Origin of the sequence: Pseudomonas sp. 22189, assembly GCF_052045635.1 — a bacterium.
Classification (GTDB): domain Bacteria; phylum Pseudomonadota; class Gammaproteobacteria; order Pseudomonadales; family Pseudomonadaceae; genus Aquipseudomonas; species Aquipseudomonas parakoreensis.
Window position 1 is genome coordinate 183,907 of the sequence record NZ_JBQEPG010000002.1, and the last position, 13,125, is coordinate 197,031.

13 protein-coding genes are annotated in these 13,125 nt (G+C 58.9%); all 13 read left to right on the top strand.

Annotation, left to right across the window (positions count from 1 at the left end):
* The first annotated feature begins 70 nt into the window (after positions 1 to 70).
* Entirely contained in the window at positions 71 to 934 is an 864-nt protein-coding gene (gene tsf / locus ACTJKS_RS02540) for a translation elongation factor Ts (RefSeq protein ID WP_025110889.1), read from the top strand.
* A 211-nt stretch (positions 935 to 1,145) separates the two neighbouring features.
* Entirely contained in the window at positions 1,146 to 1,889 is a 744-nt protein-coding gene (pyrH, locus tag ACTJKS_RS02545) for a UMP kinase (RefSeq protein WP_011332683.1), read from the top strand.
* The gene (gene frr, locus ACTJKS_RS02550) at positions 1,886 to 2,443 is read left to right on the top strand and encodes a ribosome recycling factor (protein WP_108181817.1); all 558 of its coding nucleotides are present in this window, start codon (positions 1,886 to 1,888) and stop codon (positions 2,441 to 2,443) included. Before pyrH ends, frr begins: the two co-directional genes overlap by 4 nt.
* Before the next feature lie 13 nt (positions 2,444 to 2,456).
* Positions 2,457 to 3,212 (top strand): polyprenyl diphosphate synthase, encoded by a 756-nt coding sequence (gene uppS, locus ACTJKS_RS02555; protein WP_041072340.1) that lies wholly within the window; start codon positions 2,457 to 2,459, stop codon positions 3,210 to 3,212.
* Complete coding sequence (locus ACTJKS_RS02560; RefSeq protein ID WP_108181818.1) at positions 3,212 to 4,018, top strand: phosphatidate cytidylyltransferase; 807 nt, start codon at positions 3,212 to 3,214, stop codon at positions 4,016 to 4,018. Before uppS ends, ACTJKS_RS02560 begins: the two co-directional genes overlap by 1 nt.
* The gene (gene ispC / locus ACTJKS_RS02565) at positions 4,015 to 5,205 is read left to right on the top strand and encodes a 1-deoxy-D-xylulose-5-phosphate reductoisomerase (protein WP_262947969.1); all 1,191 of its coding nucleotides are present in this window, start codon (positions 4,015 to 4,017) and stop codon (positions 5,203 to 5,205) included. The genes ACTJKS_RS02560 and ispC overlap by 4 nt, the downstream gene beginning before the upstream one ends.
* 54 nt (positions 5,206 to 5,259) lie before the next feature.
* A complete protein-coding gene (rseP, locus tag ACTJKS_RS02570) occupies positions 5,260 to 6,612 on the top strand; it encodes a sigma E protease regulator RseP (RefSeq protein WP_108181820.1) in 1,353 nt (450 codons plus the stop codon).
* 74 nt (positions 6,613 to 6,686) lie between these two features.
* Entirely contained in the window at positions 6,687 to 9,062 is a 2,376-nt protein-coding gene (gene bamA / locus ACTJKS_RS02575) for an outer membrane protein assembly factor BamA (RefSeq protein WP_108181821.1), read from the top strand.
* A gap of 45 nt (positions 9,063 to 9,107) precedes the next feature.
* Complete coding sequence (locus tag ACTJKS_RS02580) at positions 9,108 to 9,611, top strand: OmpH family outer membrane protein (RefSeq protein WP_003222140.1); 504 nt, start codon at positions 9,108 to 9,110, stop codon at positions 9,609 to 9,611.
* A 3-nt stretch (positions 9,612 to 9,614) separates the two neighbouring features.
* On the top strand, positions 9,615 to 10,670 hold the full coding sequence (gene lpxD / locus ACTJKS_RS02585) for a UDP-3-O-(3-hydroxymyristoyl)glucosamine N-acyltransferase (protein WP_041072330.1): 1,056 nt from the start codon (positions 9,615 to 9,617) through the stop codon (positions 10,668 to 10,670).
* A gap of 106 nt (positions 10,671 to 10,776) precedes the next feature.
* Entirely contained in the window at positions 10,777 to 11,217 is a 441-nt protein-coding gene (gene fabZ / locus ACTJKS_RS02590; protein ID WP_003222142.1) for a 3-hydroxyacyl-ACP dehydratase FabZ, read from the top strand.
* Positions 11,214 to 11,990, top strand: a complete 777-nt coding sequence (lpxA, locus tag ACTJKS_RS02595) for an acyl-ACP--UDP-N-acetylglucosamine O-acyltransferase (RefSeq protein WP_086792164.1) — start codon at positions 11,214 to 11,216, stop codon at positions 11,988 to 11,990. Before fabZ ends, lpxA begins: the two co-directional genes overlap by 4 nt.
* A gap of 2 nt (positions 11,991 to 11,992) precedes the next feature.
* Complete coding sequence (gene lpxB / locus ACTJKS_RS02600) at positions 11,993 to 13,123, top strand: lipid-A-disaccharide synthase (protein WP_108181822.1); 1,131 nt, start codon at positions 11,993 to 11,995, stop codon at positions 13,121 to 13,123.
* Positions 13,124 to 13,125 lie beyond the last annotated feature (2 nt).

Below are 13,125 nucleotides of genomic sequence, written 5' to 3' on the forward strand. Positions count from 1 at the left end.
TTTCGGGAAGAATTGAACGCCCGTTCGATCGGGTGGAATGGTTGAAAACCTATCCAAGAGGAATTTGAAAATGGCAGCAATTACTGCAGCGTTGGTTAAAGAACTGCGCGAGCGTACCGGCGAAGGCATGATGGACTGCAAGAAAGCCCTGGAAAAGGCTGACGGCGACATCGAAAAAGCCATTGATGACATGCGTGCTTCGGGCGCGATCAAGGCTGCGAAAAAGGCTGGCAACGTTGCCGCTGAAGGCGCAATCGCAATCAAGGACGACGGTAAAGCTGCCGTTATCCTGGAAGTGAACTCGCAGACCGACTTCCTGGCTCTGCAAGACGACTTCAAAAACTTTGTTGCTGCCAGCGTAGAAAAAGCCTTCGCTGACAAGCTGACCGACGCTGCTCCGCTGATCGCTGCTCAAGAAGCCGCTCGCGAAGCACTGGTTGCCAAAGTAGGCGAAAACGTCAACATCCGTCGTCTGACCCGTATCGAAGGTGACGTTGTAGGTTCCTACCTGCACGGCAACAAGATCGGTGTTGTTGTGGCTCTGAAAGGCGGCGACGTCGAGCTGGCCAAAGACATCGCGATGCACGTAGCTGCAAGCAACCCTGAGTTCCTGCTGCCTTCGCAGGTTTCGGCTGAAGCGATCGAGCGTGAAAAAGCTGTGTTCCTGCAGCTGAACGAAGAGAAGATCAAAGGCAAGCCGGAAAACATTGTTGAGAACATGGTCAAAGGCCGTATCAGCAAGTTCTTGGCAGAAGCGAGCCTGGTTGAGCAGGCGTTCGTCAAGAACCCTGAAATCAAGGTTGGCGAGCTGGCCAAGAAAGGCGGCGCAGAAATCGTTTCCTTCACTTACTTCAAAGTAGGCGAAGGCATCGAGAAGCCGGTCGACAACTTCGCTGAAGAAGTTGCTGCCCAGCTGGCTGCCGCCAAGCAATAAGACGGTTTTTCAACTGTCGCCCGAAAGAGGCTGCCCGCTCACGCGCGCAGCCTCTTTTCAGATGGGTTACCAATTTTTAATTGGTTTCCACTGGGAACTGACTTACAAAGCCAGGTTCCGATGGCGCTGAAGCAGCGCCAAGCTAGAGTGAACGGCAGCTGTAAAACAGCTTGCACAGAATTTTTTAAATACGCCGCAGGAGAGATTCGCAATGGCTCAGCAGGGCAGTGGTTATCAGGCTCGCTATAAACGCATTCTACTCAAGCTTAGCGGCGAGGCCCTGATGGGCTCGGAAGAGTTCGGGATCGATCCAAAAGTGCTGGATCGGATGGCGCTGGAAGTCGGCCAGCTGGTCGGCATCGGCGTGCAGGTCGGTCTGGTGATCGGCGGTGGCAACCTGTTTCGTGGCGAGGCCTTGAGCAAGGCCGGCATGGATCGGGTGACAGGCGACCACATGGGCATGCTGGCCACTGTGATGAACGCCCTGGCCATGCGCGACGCGCTGGAACGTGCCAATATCTCGGCCATCGTGATGTCTGCCATTTCCATGGTTGGCGTGACCGATCACTATGATCGCCGCAAAGCCATGCGCCACCTGAACTCCAAGGACGTGGTAATTTTCGCGGCCGGTACCGGTAATCCGTTCTTTACCACGGATTCGGCAGCCTGCCTGCGTGCCATCGAAATCGATGCCGACGTCGTGCTGAAAGCGACCAAGGTCGATGGCGTCTACACTGCCGACCCATTCAAGGATCCGCATGCCGAGAAGTTCGATCATCTGACATATGATGAAGTGCTGGATCGCAAGCTGGGTGTGATGGATCTGACAGCTATTTGCCTGTGCCGCGATCACAAGATGCCGCTGCGCGTATTCAACATGAACAAGCCTGGCGCCCTGCTGAACATCGTACATGGCGGCGCTGAAGGAACCCTGATCGAGGAAGTTCAACAATGATCAACGAAATCAAGAAAGACGCCAAAGAGCGCATGCAGAAGTCGGTGGAATCGCTGTCCCACAGCTTCGGTCGCATCCGTACCGGTCAGGCGCACCCAAGCATCCTGGAAGGCGTGATGGTGCCGTACTACGGCGCTGACACCCCGATCAAGCAAGTGGCCAACATCACTGTCAAAGACGCCCGTACCCTGCAAGTCGTTGCGTTCGAACGCAACATGCTGGGCGCCGTCGACAAGGCGATCGGCAGTGCAGGTCTGAACCTGAACCCGACCAACCTCGGCGAGTTGCTGCTCATCAGCATGCCGGCCCTGACCGAAGAAACCCGTCGTGGCTTCACCAAGCAAGCGCGTGACGTTGCTGAAGACGCGCGTGTTGCCGTGCGCAACATTCGTCGTGACGCGAACAGCTCGCTGAAGGATCTGGTCAAGGAAAAAGAGATCAGTGAAGACGAAGAGCGTCGCGCGACTGGCGAGATCGACGATCTGACCAAGAAATTCGTGGCTGAAATCGACGCGAAGCTGGCAGAGAAAGAAAAAGACCTGATGGCCGTATAAGGGTCGCGTTTCAATGGAAAAGACCAAGCAGTCTGCGCCGTCCGCGGTGCCGCGCCATGTCGCGATCATCATGGATGGCAATAATCGCTGGGCGAAAAAACGCTTTATGCCGGGTGTCGCCGGGCATAAAGCCGGCGTGGATGCTGTGCGGGCGGTAATCGAGGTGTGCGCCGAGGCCAAGGTCGAAGTGCTCACCCTGTTCGCCTTTTCCAGTGAAAACTGGCAGCGCCCGGCCGATGAGGTCAGTGCCTTGATGGACCTGTTCTTCAAGGCCCTGCGTCGTGAGGCCAAGCGCCTCAACGACAACAACATCAGCTTGCGCATCATCGGTGATCGCTCGCGCTTCCACCCTGAGCTTCAGGCGGCGATGCGCGAAGCCGAGGCCATGACCGCGGGTGCCAACCGCTTTATTCTGCAGATCGCCGCCAACTACGGCGGTCAGTGGGATATTGCTCAGGCAGCGCAACGTCTGGCGCGTGAGGTTCAGGCCGGGCATCTGCGTCCGGAAGACATCACTCCGGAGCTGTTGCAAACCTGTCTGGCGACCGGCGACCTGCCGCTGCCGGACTTGTGCATCCGTACCGGTGGCGAGCACCGCATCAGCAACTTCCTGCTGTGGCAACTGGCGTATGCCGAGTTGTACTTCTCCGACCTGTTCTGGCCGGACTTCAAACACGAAGCCATGCGCACTGCGCTGGCCGATTTCGCTTCGCGCCAGCGTCGCTTCGGTAAAACGAGCGAACAGGTCGAAGCTGGAGCCCGGGTTTAATGCTTAAACAACGAATCATCACTGCGCTGATCCTGCTGCCGATCGCTCTGTGCGGTTTTTTCCTGCTCGAGGGGTCCGGTTTTGCGCTGTTCATCGGTCTGGTCGTGAGCCTGGGTGCCTGGGAATGGGCGCGTCTGGCTGGCTTTACCGCGCAGTCGTTCCGTGTCGGCTTTGCCGCTGTCGTCGCGCTGATGCTGTTCGTCATGTACGTCCTGCCGGGTCTTGCCCCTTGGGTGTTGGGCGCTTCGGTATTGTGGTGGGCGGTGGCGACTTACCTGGTGCTGACGTATCCACGCTCGAGCGAGCATTGGTCCACCGCAGCCACCAAACTGGTGATCGGCTTGCTGATCCTGCTGCCGGCCTGGCAGGGGCTGGTGCAGATCAAACAATACCCACTGGGTAACTGGCTGATCATGGCGGTGATGGTGTTGGTCTGGGGTGCCGACATCGGTGCTTACTTCTCCGGTCGTGCTTTCGGCAAGCGCAAACTGGCGCCGCAAGTCAGTCCGGGCAAAAGCTGGGAAGGCGTTTACGGTGGCCTGGCGCTGAGTCTGGTGATCACCGCGATCGTCGGTCTGGTTCGCGACTGGACGGTGGCTGAGCTGCTCAAGGGGCTGGTCGGTGCTGCGCTGATCGTCTTTATTTCGGTGGTGGGCGACCTCACCGAAAGCATGTTCAAGCGCCAGTCCGGCATCAAGGACAGCAGTAACCTGCTGCCCGGTCATGGCGGCGTGCTTGATCGCATCGACAGCCTGACCGCGGCGATCCCGATTTTCGCTGTCTTGCTGTGGATGGCTGCACCGTGAGCCGTCCTCAACAGATCACTGTTCTGGGGGCTACCGGTTCGATTGGCCTGAGCACCCTCGACGTCATCGCGCGTCATCCCGAGCGTTATCAGGTGTTCGCCCTGAGCGGTTTCACGCGCCTGAGCGAGTTGCTGGCCTTGTGCGTGCGCCATGTGCCGCAATTCGCAGTCGTGCCGGAAGCGGCAGCGGCGCGCGGTTTGCAGGATGACCTGCGGGCTGCCGGTCTGTCCACTCGCGTATTGGTCGGGGAGGAGGGCCTGTGTCAGGTTGCCTCTGCACCTGAAGTCGATGCCGTGATGGCGGCCATCGTCGGTGCCGCGGGCCTGCGCCCGACGCTGGCGGCGGTGGAGGCTGGGAAGAAAATCCTGCTGGCCAATAAAGAGGCGCTGGTGATGTCCGGCGCGCTGTTCATGCAGGCCGTGCACAAGAGCGGCTCGGTGCTGTTGCCGATCGACAGCGAGCACAACGCGATCTTCCAGTGCATGCCGCAGGATTTTGCCCGTGGCCTGAGTACTGTCGGCGTGCGACGGATTTTGCTCACGGCTTCGGGCGGGCCTTTCCGCCAGACGCCGTTGAGCGAGCTGGCGCACGTTTCGCCTGATCAGGCGTGTGCGCACCCGAACTGGTCCATGGGGCGCAAGATTTCCGTGGACTCGGCCAGCATGATGAACAAGGGCCTGGAGTTGATCGAGGCCTGCTGGCTGTTCGACGCCAAGCCGTCGCAGGTCGAGGTGGTGATCCATCCGCAGAGTGTGATTCACTCGCTGGTCGACTATGTGGATGGCTCGGTGTTGGCGCAGTTGGGCAACCCTGACATGCGCACACCGATTGCCAATGCGCTGGCATGGCCCGAACGTATCGACTCAGGCGTGGCGCCGCTGGATCTGTTTGCTGTTGCGCGCCTGGATTTCGAAGCGCCGGATGAAGAACGTTTCCCTTGTTTGCGTCTGGCGCGACAGGCGGCCGAGGTGGGTAACAGCGCGCCTGCCATGCTCAATGCGGCCAACGAAGTGGCGGTCGCGGCGTTTCTCGACGGACGCGTGGGTTATCTGGAAATCGCGAGTATCATCGAGGATGTGTTGAGTCTCGAGCCTGTGGTTGCGCTGGAAGATCTGGATGCGGTGTTTACCGCAGACGCGAAAGCGCGGATTCTGGCCGAACAATGGCTGAGTCGTCACGGCCGATAGCCGTTGCAACACCTTGGCGTCACGCGGCACTGAACAGGATTGCGGAGAAAGTAGATGAGCGCGCTCTATATGATTGCCGGCACCCTGATCGCTTTGGGTGTGCTGGTCACCTTTCACGAGTTCGGCCATTTCTGGGTCGCGCGTCGCTGTGGCGTCAAGGTTCTGCGTTTTTCCGTGGGCTTCGGCATGCCGTTGTTGCGCTGGCACGACAAGCAGGGCACCGAGTTTGTCGTCGCGGCAATTCCGTTGGGTGGCTACGTCAAAATGCTCGATGAGCGTGAAGGCGAAGTCCCGGCCGATCAGCTTCATCAGTCTTTCAATCGCAAATCGGTTCGCCAGCGTATCGCTATCGTCGCGGCCGGGCCGATTGCCAACTTTTTGCTGGCCTTGGTGTTTTTCTGGGTGCTGGCCATGCTCGGCAGCGAGCAGATCCGCCCGGTCATCGGTGCCGTAGAGTCCGGCAGCATTGCAGCCAGGGCCGGCTTGAGTGCCGGTCAGGAAATCGTTGCCATCGATGGCGAGCCGACGTCTGGTTGGGCGGCGGTCAATTTGCAGTTGGTCCGTCGTCTGGGGGAAAGCGGTTCCCTGCAATTGCTCGTGCGCGAGCAAGGCTCAACGGCAGATACGCCGCGCGAACTGGCGCTGGATCACTGGCTCAAAGGGGCTGATGAACCCGATCCAATCCGCTCGCTGGGCATTCGCCCATGGCGCCCGGCCTTGCCGCCGGTGCTGGCGGAACTCGATCCAAAAGGTCCGGCGCAGGCTGCTGGTCTGAAAACCGGCGATCGTCTACTGGCGCTTGATGGTCAGGCGTTGAATGACTGGCAGCAGGTGGTAGATACCGTTCGTACGCGTCCTGATACCAAAATCATGCTGAAAATTGAGCGTGACGGTGCTCAAATCGACATCCCGGTGACCTTGGCGGCACGCGGAGAAAGCAAGTCGCCGAGCGGTTATCTCGGTGCAGGTGTAAAAGCCGTAGACTGGCCGCCGGAAATGATCCGCGAGGTCAGTTATGGTCCGCTGGCCGCGATTGGCGAGGGTGCCCGTCGTACCTGGACCATGAGCGTGCTGACGCTGGACTCGTTGAAGAAAATGCTGTTTGGCGAGCTCTCGGTAAAAAACTTGAGTGGGCCGATAACCATTGCTAAAGTGGCGGGCGCTTCTGCCCAGTCGGGCGTTGCTGATTTCCTGAATTTCCTTGCTTATCTGAGTATTAGCCTGGGGGTTCTGAATTTGCTGCCCATTCCAGTACTGGATGGGGGGCATTTGTTGTTTTATCTGATTGAGTGGGTGCGTGGTCGCCCCTTGTCGGATCGGGTGCAAGGTTGGGGGGTGCAGATCGGTATCAGTTTGGTGGTCGGAGTGATGTTGCTTGCTCTGGTCAATGATCTGGGTCGACTGTAAAGCTTCGCTGAATTGCGAATCTGCCGCATTTTGCGGCAGTTTGTTTATTGCCAGTTGGAATAAGAAAGGACTTCATGAAACGTCTGCTGCTAACTGCGGTTCTCACCGTATTGATGATCGCCGAAGTTCACGCCGAGTCCTTCACTATCTCTGATATTCGCGTCAATGGCCTCCAGCGGGTCTCCGCGGGTAGCGTCTTTGGTGCCTTGCCGTTGAACGTCGGCGAGCAGGCGGATGATCGTCGCCTGGTGGAATCCACTCGTGCGTTGTTCAAAACCGGTTTCTTTCAAGATATCCAGCTGGGCCGCGAAGGCAACGTTCTGGTGATCACGGTCGTCGAACGTCCGTCGGTTGCCAGTATCGAGATCGAGGGCAACAAGGCGATCTCTACCGAAGACCTGATGAAAGGCCTGAAGCAGTCCGGTCTGTCCGAAGGTGAAATCTTCCAGCGCGCCACCCTCGAAGGTGTCCGTAACGAGCTGCAGCGTCAGTACGTTGCCCAGGGCCGTTACTCGGCGACCGTCGATACCGAAGTGGTCTCGCAGCCGCGCAACCGCGTGGCGCTGAAAGTGAAGATCAACGAAGGCACCGTGGCCGCGATCCAGCACATCAACGTGGTGGGTAACACGGTCTTCCCTGATGACGACCTGATCGACCTGTTCGAGCTGAAAACCACCAACTGGCTGTCGTTCTTCAAGAACGATGACAAGTACGCCCGTGAAAAGCTGTCCGGTGACCTGGAGCGTCTGCGTTCCTACTACCTGGACCGTGGTTACATCAACATGGATATCGCTTCGACCCAGGTGTCCATCACCCCGGACAAGAAGCACGTCTACATCACCGTCAACATCACCGAAGGCGAGAAGTACACCGTACGTGACGTCAAGCTCAGCGGTGACCTGAAAGTCCCTGAAGACCAGGTCAAGTCGCTGTTGCTGGTGCAGAAAGGCCAGGTGTTCTCGCGCAAGCTGATGACCACCACTTCCGAACTGATCACTCGTCGCCTGGGTAACGAGGGCTACACCTTCGCCAACGTCAATGGCGTTCCTCAGCCGCATGACGACGATCACACCGTGGACATCCTGTTCGCCGTCGATCCGGGCAAGCGTGCCTACGTCAACCGTATCAATTTCCGTGGCAACACCAAGTCCGAAGACGAAGTGCTGCGTCGTGAAATGCGTCAGATGGAAGGTGGCTGGGCTTCGACCTACCTGATCGACCAGTCCAAGACCCGTCTTGAACGTCTGGGCTTCTTCAAGGAAGTGAACGTCGAGACGCCGGCTGTACCGGGTGTCGACGACCAGGTGGACGTGAACTACGCCGTTGAAGAACAAGCTTCCGGTTCGATCACCGCCAGCGTTGGTTTCGCCCAGAGCGCCGGTCTGATCCTCGGTGGTTCGATCACCCAGAACAACTTCCTGGGTACCGGTAACCGTGTGAGCGTGGGCCTGACTCGCAGCGAATACCAGAGCCGCTACAACTTCGGCTACGTTGACCCCTACTGGACCGCCGATGGCGTGAGCCTGGGTTACAACGCGTTCTATCGCACCACCGACTACAAAGATCTCAACATCGATGTAGCCAGCTATGCGGTAGACAGCCTGGGTGCCGGCGTCAACGTTGGCTATCCGATCAGCGAGACTTCGCGTCTGACCTTCGGTCTGTCCGCACAGCAGGACAAGATCAAGACCGGTCAGTATACCGTTGACGAGATCTTCGACTTCGTGAACAAGGAAGGCGATCAGTACCTGAACTTCAAGGCGTCGGCCGGCTGGTCCGAGTCGACCCTGAACAAGGGTGTATTGCCGACCCGTGGCCGTTCCCAGAGCCTGACACTGGAAACCACGATCCCAGGCAGCGACCTGTCGTTCTACAAACTCGACTACCGTGGTCAGCTGTTCCAGCCGATCACCGAGAACTACACCCTGCGTCTGCACACCGAGCTGGGTTATGGCGACGGCTATGGTTCGACCGATGGCTTGCCGTTCTATGAAAACTACTATGCTGGTGGTTTCAACTCGGTTCGCGGTTTCAAGGACAGCACGCTGGGTCCTCGTAGTACGCCGAGTCGTGGTACCAACCCGGGCACTTCGATTGACCCTGACCAGGATCCGCTGCCGTTCGGTGGTAACGTCCTGATCCAGGGCGGTGCCGAGGTTCTGTTCCCGCTGCCGTTCGTCAAGGATCAACGCTCCTTGCGTACCTCGGTATTCTGGGACGTGGGTAACGTTTTCGATTCGCAGTGCAAGGACACCACCAACGCAAATGGCTCGACGTCCAACACCAAGTGCAACGACATCAGCCTGAGCAATATGGCCAGTTCCGTTGGTGTGGGTGTGACCTGGGTCACCGCACTGGGTCCTCTGAGTTTTGCTCTGGCGATGCCGGTCAAGAAACCGGATAACGCTGAAACTCAAGTGTTCCAATTCTCCCTCGGCCAGACGTTCTAAGCGTCTGACCCAAGATAACGACAATGGATTTTGTAGGAGTGCATCGTGCGTAAGTTGACTCAATTGGTTCTCCTGGCCTCCGTACTGGTGGCAGGCCCGGCGTTCGCCGACATGAAAATCGCCGTTCTGAACTATCAGATGGCATTGCTGGAGTCCGATGCGGCCAAGAAATACGCGGTGGATGCCGAGAAGAAGTTCGGTCCGCAACTGACCAAGCTCAAGACGCTGGAAAGCAGCGCCAAAGGCATTCAGGACCGTCTGATGGCCGGCGGCGACAAGATGCAGCAGGGCGAGCGTGAGCGTCTGGAGCTTGAGTTCAAGCAAAAGGCCCGTGACTTCCAGTTCCAGTCCAAGGAACTGAACGAAGCCAAGGCAGTTGCCGACCGCGAAATGCTCAAGCAACTGAAGCCGAAACTGGATAGCGCAGTGGAAGAAGTCATCAAGAAAGGTGGTTTTGACCTGGTGTTCGAGCGTGGCGCAGTGATCGATGTCAAACCTCAGTACGACATCACGCGCCAGGTTATCGAGCGCATGAATCAGCTGAAGTAACCCATGACCGTGACTATCAAGCTCGGCCAGTTGGCCGAGTTCCTCGGCGCCACCCTGCGTGGCGACCCCGAGACGCAAATTACTGGGCTAGCCACCTTGCAGGAGGCTGGCCCAGCTCAGTTGAGCTTTCTGGCAAATCCTCAATATCGCAAATACCTGGCAAGTTCCCAGGCGGCTGCGCTATTGCTCAAGGAGGCTGATGCCGACGGTTTTGCCGGTCACGCACTGGTGGTGCCGGATCCTTACCTGGCTTATGCACGCATCTCGCACCTGTTCGATCCGAAACCGAAAGCCACTGCGGGTGTTCATCCCACAGCGGTGATTGCGCCGGATGCAGTGGTTGATCCAAGCGCCAGCATTGGCCCGTTCGTGGTGATCGAGGCGGGTGCGCGCATCGGTGCGCAGGTCACGTTGGGCGCCCATTGCGTCATCGGTGCCCGCAGTGAAATCGGTGAGGGCGGCTGGCTCGCTCCGCGGGTGACGCTGTACCACGACGTGCGCATCGGCAAGCGCGTAGTGATCCAGTCCGGTGCCGTGCTCGGTGGTGAAGGTTTCGGTTTTGCCAACGAGAAAGGTATCTGGCAGAAGATCGCCCAGATCGGTGGCGTGACCATCGGCGACGATGTCGAGATCGGCGTGAACACCGCCATCGACCGTGGTGCGCTGGCAGATACCGTGATCGGCAACGGCGTGAAGCTCGACAACCAGATCCAGATCGCGCACAACGTTCAGGTCGGTGATCACACCGCCATGGCGGCGTGTGTCGGTATCTCCGGCAGCACCAAAATCGGCAAGCATTGCATGCTCGCCGGTGGTGTCGGCCTGGTTGGGCACATCGATATTTGCGACAACGTTTTCCTGACCGGGATGACCATGGTGACCCACTCGATTACCGAGCCGGGTGCCTATTCGTCCGGCACAGCCATGCAACCGGCGGCCGAATGGCGCAAAAGCGCGGCCCGCATCCGTCAGCTCGATGACCTCGCGCGACGTTTGAAGCAGCTGGAAAAGCGCGTCGGGGAAGTGACCCCCGGCAGCAATGCTTCATCTGATGGCTGATACCATTTCCATATCAAGTGTGCACAGCCTCTAGACTGCCTCCTTGATTTGCTAGAGGAGTGCGCGTCAGTCGCGCTCCCAATCTTTACATAGGCTTCCCCCCGAAATGATGGACATCAACGAGATTCGCGAATACCTGCCTCACCGTTACCCGTTCCTTCTGGTGGACCGGGTGGTGGAACTGGACACTGAAGGCAAGCGCATTCGCGCCTACAAGAATGTCAGCATCAATGAGCCATTCTTCAACGGCCACTTCCCGGCGCACCCGATCATGCCGGGCGTACTGATCATCGAAGCGATGGCCCAGGCTGCCGGGATCCTCGGTTTCAAAATGCTTGACGTAAAACCGGCCGACGGCACCCTGTACTACTTCGTCGGTTCCGACAAACTGCGTTTCCGCCAGCCAGTGCTGCCGGGCGACCAGTTGATCCTTGAAGCCAAGTTCATCAGCTGCAAGCGTCAGATCTGGAAATTCGAATGCCAGGCTTCGGTCGACGGCAAGCCGGTCTGCTCGGCGGAAATCATCTGTGCGGAACGCAAGCTATGAGTTTGATTGACCCTCGTGCAATCATCGATCCGTCGGCCATTCTGGCTGACGGCGTCGAGGTCGGCCCGTGGTCGATCATCGGCGCAGGTGTGGAAATCGGCGAGGGTACTGTGATCGGGCCGCACGTGGTCCTCAAAGGCCCGACCCGCATCGGCAAGCACAACCGCATCTACCAGTTTTCCTCGGTAGGCGAAGACACGCCCGATCTGAAGTACAAAGGTGAAGAAACCCGTCTGGTGATCGGTGACCACAACGTCATCCGCGAAGGCGTGACCATTCACCGTGGCACCGTGCAGGACCGCTCGGAAACCACGCTGGGCGATCACAACCTGATCATGGCCTACGCCCACATCGGGCATGACAGCGTCATCGGCAACCACTGCATTCTGGTCAACAACACCGCGTTGGCCGGGCATGTGCACGTTGACGACTGGGCGATCCTGTCCGGGTTCACCCTGGTTCATCAGTATTGCCATATCGGCGCGCACAGCTTCTCCGGCATGGGCACTGCCATCGGCAAGGACGTTCCGGCGTTCGTCACCGTATTCGGCAACCCCGCCGAAGCGCGCAGCATGAATTTCGAAGGCATGCGCCGCCGCGGTTTCAGTGAAGACGCGATTCATGCGCTGCGCCGCGCCTATAAAACGGTGTATCGCCAGGGGCTGACCGTGGAGCAAGCGCTGGCCGAACTGGTCGAACCTGCTGCGCAATTCCCGGAAGTCGCGCTGTTCCGTGATTCGATCCAGTCCTCGACTCGCGGCATCACCCGCTGATCATGGCCAATCTGCGTATTGCGCTGGTGGCGGGCGAAGCTTCCGGCGACATTCTGGGCGCCGGCCTCATGCGCGCCCTCAAGGCGCAACATCCGGCAGTCGAGTTCATCGGTGTCGGCGGTCCGTTGATGCAGGCCGAAGGCCTGACGTCGTATTTCCCCATGGAGCGCCTGTCGGTCATGGGGCTCGTGGAGGTGCTCGGGCGGCTGCGCGAGTTGCTCAAACGCCGCAAGGACCTGATCGCCACGCTGATCGCCGAGAAGCCGGACGTGTTCATCGGCATTGATGCCCCGGATTTCAACCTCAATATCGAACTCAAGCTGCGTCAGGCCGGGATCAAGACCGTGCACTACGTCAGCCCGTCGGTGTGGGCGTGGCGCCAAAAGCGTGTGCTGAAGATTCGCGAAGGCTGCGATCTGATGCTCACCCTGTTGCCGTTCGAAGCAAAATTTTACGAAGAGAAGGGCGTGCCGGTGCGGTTCGTCGGTCATACGCTGGCCGATACCATTCCGTTGCAGGCCGATCGCGCCGCTGCGCGTGACGAACTCGGCTTGCCCGACGGGCCGCTGGTGGCGTTGATGCCCGGCAGTCGCGGTGGCGAAGTCGGTCGTCTCGGTGCGCTGTTCCTTGATACGGCCGAGCGTCTGCGGGCCATGCGCCCGGGGTTGCGTTTCGTCATCCCGTGCGCCAATGCCGAGCGTCGCGCTCAGCTCGAAGAGCTGCTGGTTGGTCGCGACTTGCCGGTCACCTTGCTCGATGGCAAATCGCACCTGGCCCTCGCGGCGTGCAACGCGGTGCTGATCGCTTCGGGCACGGCGACGCTTGAGGCGTTGCTGTACAAGCGACCAATGGTCGTTGCGTATCGCTTGGCGCCGCTGACCTTCTGGATTCTCAAGCGCATGGTCAAGAGCCCGTACGTGTCCTTGCCCAACCTGTTGGCCCAGCGTTTGTTGGTGCCAGAGTTGTTGCAGGATGATGCGACGGTCGAGGCGCTGGCCCAGACCCTGTCGCCGCTGATCGACGGCGGCGAAGAACAGACCCGAGGCTTCGACGAGATCCACCGCACGTTGCGGCGGGACGCTTCCAATCAGGCGGCGGATGCCGTCCTCAACCTGATCGGTCAGAAACAATGAGC